The 15,178-nt window shown below is 71.4% G+C and carries 9 protein-coding genes; 3 read left to right on the top strand and 6 right to left on the bottom strand.

Features of this window, described 5'->3' with window-relative positions; translation table 11 throughout:
- Nucleotides 1-178 precede the first annotated feature (178 nt).
- Nucleotides 179-2,965: an ATP-binding protein gene (locus OHS82_RS20295; protein WP_328434258.1), complete on the bottom strand. Its 2,787-nt coding sequence runs from the start codon at nucleotides 2,963-2,965 to the stop codon at nucleotides 179-181.
- Between the two features lie 423 nt (nucleotides 2,966-3,388).
- On the opposite strand from OHS82_RS20295, the gene OHS82_RS20300 reads away from it, so the two are divergent.
- Both OHS82_RS20300 and OHS82_RS20305 read left to right on the top strand, forming a co-directional pair.
- Entirely contained in the window at nucleotides 3,389-4,810 is a 1,422-nt protein-coding gene (locus tag OHS82_RS20300) for a M48 family metalloprotease (protein WP_079041185.1), read from the top strand.
- Nucleotides 4,811-4,829: 19 nt separating this feature from the next.
- Nucleotides 4,830-7,028: a hypothetical protein gene (locus tag OHS82_RS20305; RefSeq protein ID WP_328434259.1), complete on the top strand. Its 2,199-nt coding sequence runs from the start codon at nucleotides 4,830-4,832 to the stop codon at nucleotides 7,026-7,028.
- 124 nt (nucleotides 7,029-7,152) lie between these two features.
- Here OHS82_RS20305 and OHS82_RS20310 read toward each other — a convergent pair whose 3' ends face one another.
- The 5 genes from OHS82_RS20310 to OHS82_RS20330 all read right to left on the bottom strand — a co-directional run bounded on the left by OHS82_RS20310 (nucleotide 7,153) and on the right by OHS82_RS20330 (nucleotide 12,618).
- A complete protein-coding gene (locus tag OHS82_RS20310; protein ID WP_057578147.1) occupies nucleotides 7,153-7,608 on the bottom strand; it encodes a heat shock protein transcriptional repressor HspR in 456 nt (151 codons plus the stop codon).
- Nucleotides 7,609-7,613: 5 nt separating this feature from the next.
- The gene (dnaJ, locus tag OHS82_RS20315; RefSeq protein WP_057577949.1) at nucleotides 7,614-8,789 is read right to left on the bottom strand and encodes a molecular chaperone DnaJ; all 1,176 of its coding nucleotides are present in this window, start codon (nucleotides 8,787-8,789) and stop codon (nucleotides 7,614-7,616) included.
- Nucleotides 8,790-8,828: 39 nt separating this feature from the next.
- Nucleotides 8,829-9,485, bottom strand: coding sequence for a nucleotide exchange factor GrpE (grpE, locus tag OHS82_RS20320; RefSeq protein ID WP_057577950.1), 657 nt, complete (start codon nucleotides 9,483-9,485; stop codon nucleotides 8,829-8,831).
- Nucleotides 9,482-11,320 (bottom strand): molecular chaperone DnaK, encoded by a 1,839-nt coding sequence (gene dnaK, locus OHS82_RS20325; RefSeq protein WP_057577951.1) that lies wholly within the window; start codon nucleotides 11,318-11,320, stop codon nucleotides 9,482-9,484. The genes grpE and dnaK overlap by 4 nt, the downstream gene beginning before the upstream one ends.
- A 95-nt stretch (nucleotides 11,321-11,415) precedes the next feature.
- Nucleotides 11,416-12,618 (bottom strand): MraY family glycosyltransferase, encoded by a 1,203-nt coding sequence (locus OHS82_RS20330; RefSeq protein ID WP_328434260.1) that lies wholly within the window; start codon nucleotides 12,616-12,618, stop codon nucleotides 11,416-11,418.
- A gap of 208 nt (nucleotides 12,619-12,826) precedes the next feature.
- Here OHS82_RS20330 and OHS82_RS20335 point away from each other — a divergent pair, with 208 nt between their 5' ends.
- Nucleotides 12,827-15,118: a (Fe-S)-binding protein gene (locus tag OHS82_RS20335; protein WP_057577953.1), complete on the top strand. Its 2,292-nt coding sequence runs from the start codon at nucleotides 12,827-12,829 to the stop codon at nucleotides 15,116-15,118.
- Nucleotides 15,119-15,178 lie beyond the last annotated feature (60 nt).

Here is a 15,178-nt window from a genome sequence, read left to right on the forward strand (position 1 = left end):
TTGCGGCCGGTCGCTCAGGTCTCGGGAGGGGGCGTCCGGCGACGCCGCGGAGTCGTCACCCCTCGGTTCCTCGGGCTCTCCCGTCGCTTCCGCCCGCCAACCCGGCGGGCCGTCGGTCTGCTCCGGAGGCAGAACCGGAGGCAGATCCGGAGCCACCGGACGTTCGCTTTCGTGAATTTCACTCACTTCCGTCCCCCGTGCTGCTCTCGGCGGTGTCCGGCCGTCGGATCGAGCGTGCGAAGCACGACAGCGTGCGCGCGAACCGGCCGCGCCACTCCTGCGACGTGTCCGCGCAGCCCACGATCCCCTCCAGCACCGACGGCTCGTGACGCCCGTGGTAGTACACCCGCGTCCGCGTCCCCTTCCGCGCCTTGAAGCGGGGCTCGCCGACCGGGCACGGGTCCAGCCCGTCCAGTTGGGCCCGCATCGCCGCCGCCACATGCTCGGCGAGCGCGCCCGGGCGGGAAGGAGCGCCGGCCCGGCTGTGCACCGCCGCGTCCACGGCCTGGCCGATGGCGCAGTCCAGCAGGCGGCCCCGGTACGGCTCCAGTTCGCGCCGCATCGCCTCGCCCGGCAACGGCGTCGTCCAGCCCAGCAGATGGGCCGCCACCGTCATCTCGGCCCACAGCGTGACCCGCAGTTCGGCCTGTTCCGTCAGCCGCTGGGCCCGGCGCAGGTCGCGCAGTGTGCACGGGGCCGTCGAGCAGTCGGGCGCGCACGCGCGACTGCGCGGACCCGTCATGCCCGCCGCCGACGCCGGCCTGATCGCCCCCGCGTCCTCGCGGTCCGTCCCGTCCAGCATCCGCACGAGCAGCGGATAGTCCATGCCGTCCGTGAAGACGGCCGCCTCGCCCGGCCGCAACGTGACCAGGTACTCGGACTGGGCCCGCGTGATGTTCATCGTCGCGCCGACCGCCTCCCGGTCGTCCTGTGCGGGCAGCCGGTGGACGATCTTCGCCGCCGTGTTCTTGATGACGTCGGGCAGCAGCTTGCTCGGGATCTGGTCGGCAACGACCAGCCCCTCGCCGTACGCCCGGATCTCCGCCAGCAGGCCCGCGAACATCTCGACGGCGTGGGCGCTCGCGCCGCCCTCCTCGGCGCGGCGCAGCAGGCGGTGCGCCTCCTCGAAGACCGTCAGGTGGCGCAGCGGGAAGCTCAGCCGACGGGTGACCCGCTGTTCCATGCGCAGATACTCGACGAGCCTGATGAGGATCGTGCCCATCAGGAACGCCTTGTCCTTGTCGTCGCCGACGTCCTCGATCTCGAAGACCACGTTGCGCTTCAGCAGCTCGCCGAAGTCGAGCGGTCGGCCGCCCTCGAGGAAGCGGCCGGTCGTGCCGAGGCGCAGACCCGCCAGGCGGATCCTGATGAAGCCCTGGACGTTGTCGGCGACCTCCTTGCCGTAGCCGATGTCCGCGACGACCCGCAGCGCCGTGTGCTCCAGGTCCTCGAGGGTCGGGTAGCGCGGTTCGGCGCCGGGGAACGTCGGCTCGCCGAGCGTCAGGTCCCAGCCCAGATCCTCGTAGCAGCGGGTCAGCGCGGCGCTCAGGACCTGCGGGAACGGTTCCTGCGGGTCGAAGGAGGCCAGGAAGAGGGAGCGCACCATGTCCAGGTGCGTCTGGAGCGGGAAGCGCTCGCCGTTCGTGTACGCGGACGGCTCCAGGGGGTTCAGACCGGCCGGGAGGGACTCCGGATCGCCCGGCTTGACCACCACGACCTCGGCGGCGTCCCCGAGCCGCGCCGACATGAAGCGGTACTCGGCCTTGGCCGGTTCCACCACCAGCCAGGGGATGCCCGCGTGCGTCGCCGACTCGAGGAGGCCGCGTACGGTCTGCGACTTGCCGCCGCCGGTCGCCCCGCACACGAACGTGTGCCGGTTGAGGGTGGAGCGGGTCAGTTCGAGGGCGCCGACGGGACTGCGGTTGCGGTCCAGCACGGAGCCGAGCCGGACGGGCGCCGCCCCGGGCGGCGCGGGACGGTCCGAGGTCTCGGGGGTGACGTCGAACTCCGGGCGCAGGGCGAACCGTACGCCGGGAATCTCCTGGGCCGGCGGCCGGGCCAGGGCCGCCAGCAGGTCCGAACCGGCGAGGCAGGGGTACTCCTCCGGGGCCGGGAGGGCCCCGCCGAGGGCGGTGGCCAGGTCGCCGACCCGCCCGGTCGGACGCAGCGCGTACGGCAAACCCTCCAGGTCCGCCGAAGCGCACAGCAGCGCCGCCACCCGGGTCGCCTCCTCGGGCGTCCGGCCGCCGGCCAGCAGCCGTATGCGCCACAGTCCGGTGGCCGACGCCTTGGCCAGCTCCTTGTGGCGGCGCTCGAGTCGGGCCGCGGCGATGGCGTATTCGGGCGAGCTCTCCGCCTTGGCCTGTGCCCTGCGCCGTTCGTCGGCCACGTCACCGGTGAGTTCGCCGAGCTCCGCGGGCGGCACCGGCTCGGCGAACACCAGCCAGGCGAAGGGCTCCTGCCACACCCCGAGGAGACAGTCCTCCAGGGTGGGCCGCCGGCGGGCGGACGCGGTGTCCACCGGCCTCGGCTCGTCGTCGACGAGCAGTCCGTCGGACACGCCGGCGACCGCGCTCCAGCAGGGGAAGGCGGTCATCAGGGCGGCCGCCGTGCCCGCCGGCCGGCGCACGCCACGCGCGCCCGCGGGCAGCCTCAGCAGGGACGCCGTCCCGTCGGCCGGGTCCGTGCGGCCGCCCAGCAGGTCGGCGCCGCCGACGAGGACGTCCAGCGGACCGTCGGCCGCCGTCCGCGCCCAGCCGACCAGCACCGCGCCGCCCGTCGGGTCGTGCGGGTGCGGGGCGTGATGGGCGGAGACCAGGGCGGCGAGGCGCTGCGCGCGCAGCTCGTCCTCACCGCCGGACGGCCGGTCCTCGGAGGGCCGCTGCCGCGGGACCTCGCGCAGCAGCGCGGTCTCCAGGCTCGCGAACCGCTGCCATGTGCCGCCGCCCGGTGCGTGGTCCGTCATATCCGCTCGGTCCGTCCGGCACTTCCCGCGCGTCCGGCAGGTGCGGGGTGTTCGGCGCGTCCGGCGCGTTCTCGCCGCTGCTCGGCGGGTTCGCTCCGGGGAATGGTGACGGGCTCGTGCGCGAGCGGTCTTCTGGGCAACGTCTCCCCCGTTGTCGATCTTGCGGCACCACCCTAGAGGCAGCGGTGAACGCGGCCAAGCCTTGCAACTGTGACGTCACTTCCCCTCATTCCAGGTGGACTTGGGAAGTCGATTCGTGCACCATGTGTCGGCTGCTGATCAATGACTGACATCCGCTTCGGCGGCCACGGGGGCGAGTTCAATCATCAGAGGCATGTCTTCTGCCGTCCGCGGGACGGTCATTTCTCACCTGTCCACAAGTGAGCGCCTTCATGGTGCCCATCTCCCTCAGGGCGAACCCATATGACCCATCCCGTTGACCCTCGCCAACCCCAGAACCCGTACGGGTACGGGGGCCCCGGGCATCCCGACGCCCCGTCCGGTCCGCCGCAGGATCCGGCCTACCCACCGGGTCCCCCCGCGCCTCCCGTCCCGCCGCAGCAGGCGCCGTACCAGGCCGCGCCGCCCCACCAGCAGCCTCCGTACCCGCAACCGCCGTACCCGCAACCGCCGTACCAGCAACCGCCGTACCAGGCCGCGCCACCGCAGCAACCCCCGTACCAGCAGCCTCCCTACCAGGCCGCGCCACCGCAGCAACCCCCGTACCAGCAGCCGCCGTACCAGCAGGCTCCGCACCACACGACGGCTCAGCCGCCCCAGTTCACGCCCCAGCCGCCCGCGTACGGTCAGCACCCCCCGCACGCGGCGTCGCAGCAGCATCCGTTCGCACCCCAGCAGCCCTTCGCACCCCAGCAGTCATTCGCGCCGCAGCAGCATCCGCAGCAGGCGCCGTCCCAGGCACCGCCGTTGGCGTATCCCCAGCAGCCGTACGCGCCGGTGCCGAACGCTCCCGGCGTTCCGCAGGTGCGCCGCAGCGCCGACGCCACCTCGGTGGCCAGGCTGCTGCTCAACGTGCCGCTCTTCCTGGGCAGTCTCCTGGTGGTGTGGCTGATCTCCCAGGCTCTGCCCAGCGGTCTGGACGTCGTCCTCGTGGTCGCCTGGCTGGCCTCCGGCGCCCTGGTGTTCCACCGGCCCACCGAACGCGGCCTCGCGAGGCTGCTGTTCAAGATGCGGCCGCCCACCGGCGCCGAACTGGCCGCGCTCCAGCCGATCTGGGACGACGTCACGCGCCGCGCCGGGATCGACGGCAGCCAGTACACACTGTGGCTGGAGGACACGGACGAGCTCAACGCCTCCGCCGCCGCGGGGCACATCGTCGGTGTGACGCGCGGCGCGATGCGGCAGCCGCCCCAGCAGTTGGCGGCCGTCCTCGCCCACGAGCTGGGGCATCACGTCGGCGGTCATTCCTGGGCCCTGCTGCTCGGCATCTGGTACGCCGTGCCGGTCCGGATGTTCATGACCGTCGTCAAGTTCGTGACGCGCTTCCTGTTCTTCTTCACCGCCGAACTCTCCTGCCTGGCGGCCGGCGTCTTCGTCGTCGTCTTCGGCGCCTTCGCCGTCGCGACCTTCCTCGCCTTCCCGCCCGCCGTCGTCCTCTACGCGATCCCGTTCCTGCTCGCCTGGGCCGGCCGGCAGGGCGAACTGCGGGCGGACCGGTTCGCCGGTCAGCTCGGGTACGGACCCCTGTTGATCTCCGTGTTCGCGGGCTGGCAGGCCGAGGGCCATGACGACGCCGCCCGCAAGGAGAGCCCCGTCGCCCGGCTCATGTCCTCGCATCCGCCGCTCCACCAGCGCATCCGCGCGCTCGAGACCTTCGTCGCCTGACAGGCCGGGAGCCTCACGCATGACTGTCGAAAGCACCGAGACCGGACAGCTCGGCCGCTACCTGCGCCTCTTCGACGCGGGTCCGCGTCTCGGCTGGGTCCACCGCGACCCCGAGTCGCTGCGCCGGCCGTTCGTCGAGCCGGAACCCCGGCGTCAGCAGGTGGAGGTCGGATACGAGAACCGGGCCACCGCCGCACGGCTCGACCACGAGGAACGACGCGGATCCGCCCTGAAGGTCGGCGGCGGTGTCGCTGCGGCCTGCTTCGTGCTGAGCTACTTCGCCGGACCCGTCATGGCGGTCCTCGGCGTCGTCGCGATCGTCGTCGCCCTCGCCCGGATGGCCCTCGCCGCCCAGCGGCTCAGCTCGGCCACCGGTCACCTCACCACCCAACAGGCCGCCCTGGAGCAGCACTTCCAGTCCTCCTGGCAGATGTGGCAGCAGCGCCGGCACCACCACGAGAGCGGGCAGGAGGAGTGGGTCCGCGGCCTGGACGCGTGGGGTTCGCTGCCCCTCGGCGCCGACATCCGGCGCCTGGACGTCTTCGGCGGCAGCCAGCGCGGCCGCGAGGGCTTCCTCACCGTCTTCGGGGCCTCCACGCTCCAGGACCGGCCGGTGATCGTCGTCGATCTGACGCAGGCCCTGGTGTGCCGGGAGCTGTCCGTCCTCGCCGAGGCCGCCGGAGTGCCCGTCGACGTCCAGCTGCTGCCCAGCCGGATGGCCGAGAGCAGCATCGTCGGCGGGCTGGGCCCCCACGAGCTGGTGCACGCGCTGGTCGAGGCGGTCCACGGCGACAGCCCCGAGGCGGGCCGCGCCGATCGCGCCGTCGACACCCGCATCCTCACCCAACTGTGCGGCGCCCTCGGCGACGACGTCTCGGTGGCCCGGCTGGGCGCGGGACTGCGCGTCCTGATGGGCGAGGCAGACGACACCGCCTGCCTCGGCCGGGACGAACGCAACCGGATCGCGGACGACCTGCTCAACGACAAGAACAAGGACCAGGTGCGGGACAGCCTCTTCCGCCTGGTCTCCTTCGTGCACCCGCTGGAGCGGCTGGGCACCGCCCGCGAGGGGCGCGGCCCCGGCTATCTCACCTGTCTCGCCCTGGACTTCGGCGCGGGCTCGGCGAGCACGGAACTGCTGGCCGACCTGGCCGTGCAGAGCGTGACGCGGCGGCTGGCCTCCTTCCAGGAGACCGCTCCGGCCGTGCTCGTGGCGCTGGGCGAGCAGGGCCTGCAGCGACGCCACCTGGAACAGCTGGCGCAGGTCTGCGAGCGCCGCGGGTCCCCACTCGTCCTGCTGCAGCCGCACCTGAGGGACGCCGCCGAGCAGATGATCGGCGGCGGCACCGTCGCCTTCATGAAGCTCGGCAACCACCAGGAGGCCAACGTCGCTGCGGACTTCATCGGCCGCGAGCACTCCTTCGTCCTGCACTCGCTGACCGACACCGAGGGCAGGACCGTCAACACCTCCGTCGCCGAGACGGTCGGCTCCTCCGTCAGCAGGGGGACGACCCACAGCGAGTCCGTCACCCGCGGACGCAACTGGGGCAGCAGCAGCTCCACCAGCTACCAGGGCGGATCCAACCCGTTCTCGTCGTCGTCCTCCACCAGCTCGGGCGGCAGCCACAGCACGACGACGGGCACCTCCACCAGCGTCACCCACACCAGCAACGAGTCCACGACCCGCACCACCGGCGACAGCGACAGCACCAGCCTCGCGACCGGACGGCAGCGCGTCTACGAGTACGTGCTGGAGCCGACGCAGCTGCAGGCGCTCGCCGAGTTCAGTCTGCTGGTGGTGGAGCGTCGGGCCGGCGGCGCCGTGCTCGTGCACCCCGCCGACTGCAACCCCAACATCGTCCTGCTGGACCGGGTCAGCACGGCGCCCCTCCCGCAGTTCGACCCGGCGCCCGCGACGCAGATCCCGGCGCACCACCCCGCGCCGCAGCACCCCTACCCCGCCGCGCCGCAGCACCCGTATGCACCCACCGCCCACCCCGCGGCGCCGCCGCAGCCGTACGCGCCCGCCGGGCAGCAGCCGTATCCGGCCGCGCCCGCGCAGCCCTACACCCCCGGCTTCCAGCCCGCGGCGCCCCAGCAGCCCGAGCAGCCGCAGTGGCCGTCGTACGGGCACCCGCACCAGCCCGGCGGTGGCGGCGACTGGACCCAGGGGCCGCCCGCGAACTGGCCCGGACAGCAGCCGGGAACCCACCGGTGACCCGGACCGCCCGGCCGACGGCGACCGGCTGACTCGTACACCCCCGCGGTCCGACCGCCGCACGGAACGGGGCCCGGAGGAAAACCTCCGGGCCCCGTTCCGTGCCTCGTTCGGGCGGTGCGTCTCAGTCGGGCGTCGAATGCTGCCGCTTCGGACGCCAGACCACCAGCGCGCTGGTCTGCTGCACCTCCTGGTACGGCACCAGGTCCCGCCGGTAGGAGGCGTGCACCGCCGCCTCCCGCTGCTGCATGGCCGCCGCCGCGCCGTCGAGCGCGGCCTCCAGCTCCGCGGCCCTGGCCTGGAGCGCGGCCACCTGGTTCTCCAGCTCGATGATCCGCTTGATGCCGGCGAGGTTGATCCCCTCGTCCTGCGACAACTGCTGGACGGTGCGCAGCAGTTCGATGTCGCGGGCCGAGTAACGGCGGCCCCGGCCGGCGGTGCGGTCGGGGGAGACCAGGCCCAGACGGTCGTACTGACGCAGGGTCTGCGGGTGCAGGCCGGAGAGCTGGGCCGCCACCGAGATGACGTAGACCGGGGTCTCCTGAGTCAGTTCATACGGGTTACGCCGACGGCCGTCCATCACTCTCAAGCTCCCTTCGCGGCCTCGAACAGCTCCGCCCGCGGATCCTCGCCCGCGGTCGCCTCGCGATACGCCTCCAGTGCGTCACGAGCCTTCCCCGACAGGTCCTTCGGGACACTCACCTCGACGGTGACCAGCAGGTCGCCGCGGGTGCCGTCCTTGCGGACAGCGCCCTTGCCGCGCGCCCGCATGGTGCGGCCGTTGGGCGTGCCGGGCGGGAGTTTCAGGGTCAGCGACGGGCCGCCGAGCGTGGGCACCTTGACCTCGCCGCCGAGGGCCGCCTCGGTGAACGTCACCGGCACGGTCACCGTCAGGTTGTCGTCCTTGCGGCCGAACACCGGGTGGGCGCCGACGTGGACGACCACGTAGAGGTCGCCCGCCGGGCCGCCGCGCTCGCCCGGGGCGCCCTTGCCGCGCAGCCGGATGCGCTGGTTGTCCGTCACTCCCGCGGGGATGCGGACCTGCATGGTCCGCGACGACTTGGCACGGCCGCTGCCCTTGCAGTCCAGGCAGGGGTGCTCGGCGATCAGGCCGCGGCCCTTGCAGTCGGGGCAGGGGTCGGTCAGCGAGAAGCCGCCGCCCGAGCCCCGGGCCACCTGGCCGGTGCCGACGCAGGTCGGGCACACGCGCGGTGTGCCGTTCTTGTCGCCGGTTCCCGAGCACGCCTTGCACGGGGACTGCGAGGACATCCGCAGCGGGACGGTCGCGCCCTCGATCGCCTCCGTGAACGTGAGCGTGACCTCGGTGTCGATGTCCTGGCCGCGCCGGGGCTGGGTACGGGTCGTGCCCGCGCCGCCGCGGTTGAACAGGCCGCCGAACACGTCCCCGATGCCGCCGCCGAAGCCGCCCTGGGCGCCTCCGCCCTGGGCGCCGCCTCCGAAGAGGTCGCCCAGGTCGAAGTTGAAGGAGCCGCCCGCGCCCGGGCCCGGACGGAAGCCGCCGTTGCCGAAGAGGGCGCGTGCCTCGTCGTACTCCTTGCGCTTCTTGGGGTCGCCGAGGACGTCGTTCGCCTCGGAGATCTCCTTGAAGCGCTCCTCCGCCTTGACGTTGCCCTTGTTGGCGTCCGGGTGGTACTCGCGGGCGAGCTTCCGGTACGCCTTCTTGATCTCGGCCTCGGTGGCGTCCTTGGGGACGCCGAGGACCTTGTAGAAGTCCTTCTCGATGAAGTCCTTGGTGCTCATCCTCGACGTCCCTCCTTCCGCCTGCTCATCCGTTCAAGCTCAGCCCTCGTCCGGGCCACCGCTCTCCTTGTCGTCGCCCGCCTCCGCCTCGTCGCCCTTCGCCGCCTGCGCGCCGGGCTGCGGTTCGGCGACGGCCACCCGCGCGGGGCGGATGGTGCGCTCGCCGATCCGATACCCCGGCTGCAGAATCGCCACGCACGTCGTCTCGGTGACGTCGGGTGCGTAACTGTGCATCAGGGCTTCGTGGATCGTCGGGTCGAAGGGCTCGCCCTCCTTGCCGAACTGCTGCAGGCCCATCTTCGCCGCGACGGTCTCCAGCGATTCGCCCACGGACTTGAAGCCGCCGACGAACTCGCCGTGTTCCCGCGCGCGGCCGATGTCGTCGAGCACGGGCAGGAGCTCGGTCAGGAGGTTCGCGACGGCGATCTCCTTGACCGCGATCCGGTCGCGCTCGACCCGGCGGCGGTAGTTCTGGTACTCGGCCTGGAGGCGCTGGAGATCGGCGGTGCGCTCGCCGAGGGCGGTGCGCACCTGGTCCAGCTGGGCCACCAGACCGGCTGTCTGGTTCGCGTCCCCGGCCGGGGCCGCCCCGTCCGCCGGAGCGGACGAGGAGGCGGCCTTCGGCTCGGCGTCTTCAGGGGTGGCGCCGGAGGGGACGTCGGGCTTCTCCTCGAAGCCCGGGGTCTCCTCCGTCACGCGGCACCGTCCTTGCGCTCGTCGTCCACGATCTCGGCGTCCACGACGTCGTCGTCGGCCTTCGGGGCGTCACCCTGCGGGGCGTCGGCGCCGGGCGCGGCCTGGGCGTCGGCGTACATGGCCTGGCCGACCTTCTGCGAGACCGCGGCGACCTTCTCGGTGGCCGTGCGGATCTCGGCGGTGTCCTCGCCCTTGAGCGCGGCCTTCAGCTCCTCGACGGCGGCCTCGACCTCGGTCTTGACCTCGCCGGGGACCTTGTCCTCGTTGTCCTTGAGGAACTTCTCCGTCTGGTAGACGAGCTGCTCGCCCTGGTTGCGGGCCTCGGCGGCCTCGCGGCGGCGGTGGTCCTCGTCCGCGTACTGCTCGGCCTCCTGGCGCATGCGGTCGACCTCGTCCTTCGGCAGCGAGGAGCCGCCGGTGACCGTCATCTTCTGCTCCTTGCCCGTGCCGAGGTCCTTCGCGGTCACGTGCATGATGCCGTTGGCGTCGATGTCGAAGGCGACCTCGATCTGCGGGACGCCGCGGGGCGCCGGCGGCAGACCGGTCAGCTCGAACATGCCGAGCTTCTTGTTGTAGGCCGCGATCTCGCGCTCACCCTGGTAGACCTGGATCTGCACCGACGGCTGGTTGTCCTCGGCCGTGGTGAAGATCTCCGAACGCTTCGTCGGGATCGTGGTGTTGCGCTCGATCAGCTTGGTCATGATGCCGCCCTTGGTCTCGATGCCGAGGGACAGCGGGGTGACGTCGAGGAGCAGGACGTCCTTGACCTCGCCCTTGAGGACACCGGCCTGGAGCGCGGCGCCGATGGCGACGACCTCGTCCGGGTTCACGCCCTTGTTGGCGTCCTGACCGCCGGTCAGCTCCTTGACGAGCTCGGCGACGGCGGGCATCCGGGTCGAACCGCCGACGAGAACGACGTGGTCGATCTCGGAGAGGTTGATGCCGGCGTCCTTGATGACGTTGTGGAACGGCGTCTTGCAGCGCTCCAGAAGGTCGGCCGTCAGCTGCTGGAACTGGGCGCGGGTGAGCTTCTCGTCCAGGTGCAGCGGACCCTCGGCGGACGCCGTGATGTAGGGCAGGTTGATCGAGGTCTCGGTGGACGAGGACAGCTCGATCTTCGCCTTCTCGGCGGCCTCGCGCAGACGCTGCAGCGCCATCTTGTCCTTGGCGAGGTCCACGCCGTGGCCGGCCTTGAACTGCTGCACCAGGTAGTCGACGACACGCTGGTCCCAGTCGTCGCCGCCGAGGTGGTTGTCGCCGTTGGTGGCCTTCACCTCGACGACGCCGTCACCGATCTCCAGGAGGGACACGTCGAAGGTGCCGCCGCCGAGGTCGAAGACGAGGATCGTCTGGTCGTCCTTGTCGAGGCCGTACGCGAGCGCGGCCGCGGTGGGCTCGTTGACGATGCGCAGGACGTTGAGACCGGCGATCTCGCCGGCTTCCTTCGTCGCCTGGCGCTCGGAGTCGTTGAAGTACGCCGGGACGGTGATGACCGCGTCGGCCACCTTCTCGCCCAGGTAGGCCTCCGCGTCGCGCTTGAGCTTCTGCAGGATGAAGGCGCTCATCTGCTGCGGGTTGAAGTTCTTCCCGTCGAGCTCGATCGTCCAGTCCGTGCCCATGTGGCGCTTCACGGAGCGGATGGTCCGGTCCACGTTCGTGACCGCCTGCCGCTTCGCGACCTCGCCGACGAGGACTTCACCGTTCTTCGCGAAGGCGACGACGGACGGCGTGGTCCTGGCACCCTCGGCGTTGGTGATGACGGTGGGCTCGCCGCCCTCCAGAACGCTGACGACGGAGTTGGTTGTGCCCAGGTCGATGCCGACCGCACGTGCCATGGTGATCTTCCTCCAGCTGACTTGAGTGGAACGGACTCAAGTGTGCACGAAGCTCACCGCCCGGTCAACAGACCTGAGTCGAACGCACTCAACTCTTATCCGTTCCTTACACGCAAGGATCCGTTGACCTGCGTCGACACAGCGCGTCCCGCCCGTCGTTCACCGGATTCCGGGTGATGTGCGCGGCCCTCGGATTGACGCCGCGGCGCATACACGGGCGCGCGCCGCGCCTCCCGGGAGGCGCGGGCCTGCGGCGTCCGCCGGGCGCGGCCGGCGCCCCGGAGCCGGCGTCCACGCGCGCGTGGCGGCCCGTACACCGGGACCCGCAGCAGCCCGAGCACGACGACGAGTGCCCCGCCCGCGACCCATGACACCGCCTGCACGTCGACCACCGCGGCGTGCACCAGCACCCCCGTGAGCACCGCGCCGAAGGCCGCGAGACCGAGGAGCACGGCCGCGCCCTGGGCGGTGAGCCCGAGCCGCCGCAGCCGGTGGGCGAGATGGTCCGGCGCGCCGCGCAGCAGGGGCCGTCCGGCCAGCCGCCGCGACACCGCCACCAGCAGGACGTCCGCTCCGCCGACCGCGGTGAGCGCGAACAGCACCCCGGCGCCGACGACCGGATCGTGCCCCGCGCGGGCGAAGACGGCGGCCGAGGCGAGCAGGAAGCCCGCGAAGAGCGAGCCGCAGGCCCCCAGGGCGACACGCGCGGGGGGCCAGTTGTGCATCAGGAAGCCGGTCAGCGCGGCGGCGAGCACGCTGAGCAGCACCACCAGACCGTCCATGACCTCGACGGCGACACACGCGGCGACCCCGAACGCGGTGAGCACGCCGACCGTCCCGGCGACGCCGTCGGCGTGGTCGAGCGCCCGGAAGGCGAGGGCGACGAAGGTGATCCAGCCGACGCCCACCGCCGCGGAGACCACCCCGGCGACCGTCCCGGCGTCCCCGTACATCTCCCCGTACGGCACCACGAAGGTCGCCGCGACGGCCGTGCCGACGACCAGGAAGCGGGTCTTGAGCCGGCACACGTCCGCGACCAGCCCGAGCGCGGCGACGGCGCCGGCCGCGACGAGCAGGACCTCGATGCCGTCCCCGAGGGGCGCGACGCCCGTCCGGTCGCCGGCGGCCGCGACGGCACAGGTGGTGAGCACGACGGCGGCGCCGCCGGACAGGGGCACGCGCCGCTGTCGCTGCCGTCGGTCGGTCAGACCGAGACGCAGGGCGGGCACGCGCAGCAGCGCGGCGAGGACGGCGGCGAGGAGCAGGGCGGCGGTGGCGGCAGCGATCCCGTAGAGCACGGATATAAATTAGTCATAAATGTACCAATTTGGTACGAATAACACGGCCGGATTGCGCCTTGTTTCTGAGGCAACCCTCAGCGACTCAGATCACTCCGCCCCCCGCTACAGTGCGACGCAGAATAAGGGGTACTCTCAGACGGACTGCATAAGTTACCGCTTAGTAATCTCTGATCGAAGTCCCCTCGCAGGCCCGAGGAGCCCCCGAATGCAACTCGCCGCGATCATCGTGTCGCTGGTCCTGACCGTGGTCGGCGTCGCGCTGCTCGCACGCGCCATCGGTCAGTTCGTCCGGTACTTCAAACTGGGCCAGCCGGTCCCGGCCGGCGCCCGGACCGACAACCCCTACGCGCGCAGCGTGACCCTGGTACGGGAGTTCCTCGGCCACACGCGGATGAACCGCTGGGGCATCGTCGGCTTCGCCCACTGGTTCGTCGCCATCGGCTTCCTGACACTGCCGCCGACCCTGGCGCAGGCGTTCGGCCAGCTGTTCCAGGCCGACTGGACACTCCCCTGGATCGGCGAGTTCCTGCCGTTCGAGCTGTACATCGAGTTCATCGGCGTGATGACGATCCTCGGCATCGCCGTGCTCATCGTGATCCGCCTGCTGAACCTGCCGTCGCGTCCGGGCCGCAAGTCCCGCTTCGCGGGCTCCAAGGCGGGCCAGGCGTACTTCGTCGAGTACGTCATCCTCACCATCGGCCTCGCCATCTACACCCTGCGCGGCCTCGAGGGCGCGATCCACCACGTGGACCACTACGAGGCCGCGTACTTCGCCTCGTACCCCCTGGTGCTGGCCTTCAAGGGACTGAGCGTCCCCACCCTCCAGACGCTGGTCTACTTCACCGCGATGGTGAAGATCGGCACCTCGTTCATCTGGATGATCGTGGTCTCGCTCAACACCAACATGGGCGTGGCCTGGCACCGCTTCCTGGCGTTCCCGAACATCTGGTTCAAGCGCGAGGCGACCGGCGGGACGGCCCTCGGCGGTCTGCAGCCGATGACGTCCGGCGGCAAGCCGATCGACTTCACCGACCCCGGCGACGACGACGTCTTCGGCGTCTCCCAGGTCGAGCAGTTCTCCTGGAAGGGCCTGCTGGACTTCTCCACCTGCACCGAGTGCGGCCGCTGTCAGTCGCAGTGCCCCGCCTGGAACACCGGCAAGCCGCTCTCCCCCAAGCTCCTCATCATGTCGCTGCGCGACCACGCGCACGCCAAGGCCCCGTACCTGCTGGCCGGCGGCGGCAAGACGATGGAGGGCGAGGAGAAGGCCTCCGAGGAGCAGCTCAAGGACGTCCCCGCGACCGCTCTCGCCGAGGCCGAGCGGCCCCTCATCGGCACCGCCGAGGAGAACGGCGTCATCGACCCGGACGTCCTGTGGTCCTGCACCACCTGCGGCGCCTGCGTCGAGCAGTGCCCCGTCGACATCGAGCACGTCGACCACATCGTCGACATGCGCCGCTACCAGGTGATGATCGAGTCCGCGTTCCCGTCCGAGGCGGGCACGATGCTCAAGAACCTGGAGAAGAAGGGCAACCCCTGGGGCCTGGCCAAGAAGCAGCGCCTGGAGTGGCTGAAGGAGGTCGACTTCGAGGTGCCGGTCGTCGGCCAGGACATCGAGGACCTGACCGAGGTCGAGTACCTGTACTGGGTCGGCTGCGCCGGCGCCCTCGAGGACCGCGCCAAGAAGACGACGAAGGCCTTCGCCGAACTGCTGCACATCGCGGGCGTCAAGTTCGCGATCATGGGCGGCGACGAGAAGTGCACCGGTGACTCCGCCCGCCGCCTCGGCAACGAGCCCCTCTTCCAGGAGCTCGGCATGGAGAACGTCATGGCGCTGAACATGGCGTTCGGCGAGGAGCTGGACGACGACGGCAAGGTCGTCCCGGAGTCCGCCAAGCCGAAGTCGGCGAAGAAGATCGTCGCCACCTGCCCGCACTGCCTCAACACGATCGGCAACGAGTACCCGCAGCTCGGCGGCGACTACGAGGTCATCCACCACACCCAGCTGCTCCAGCACCTGGTGGACGAGGGCAAGCTGATCCCGGTGACCCCGGTCGAGGGCATCATCACGTACCACGACCCCTGCTACCTGGGCCGGCACAACAAGATCTACACGCCGCCGCGCGACATCATCGCGAGCGTCCCGGGTCTGCGCAACGAGGAGATGCACCGCCACAAGGAGCGCGGCTTCTGCTGCGGCGCGGGCGGCGCACGGATGTGGATGGAGGAGCGGATCGGCAAGCGCATCAACAACGAGCGCGTCGACGAAGCCCTCTCCCTCAACCCCGACATCGTCTCCACCGCCTGCCCGTTCTGCCTCGTCATGCTGACCGACTCGGTCAACGGCAAGAAGAACGAGGGCAAGGCCAAGGAGTCCATCCAGGTCGTGGACGTCTCCCAGCTCCTCCTGGAGTCGGTCAAGACGCCGGTCGACGACGAGCCCCCGGCGGGCGAGTCGGAGACCGAGAGCGAGCCGGAGCCCCAGCCGGTGAAGTGACCCGCGCACCGGCCCGTGAACCGGCCGGTGAGCAACCCGGACGGCCCTGCCGACGCCCCC

This window comes from Streptomyces sp. NBC_00425 (genome assembly GCF_036030735.1).
Taxonomy (GTDB): domain Bacteria; phylum Actinomycetota; class Actinomycetes; order Streptomycetales; family Streptomycetaceae; genus Streptomyces.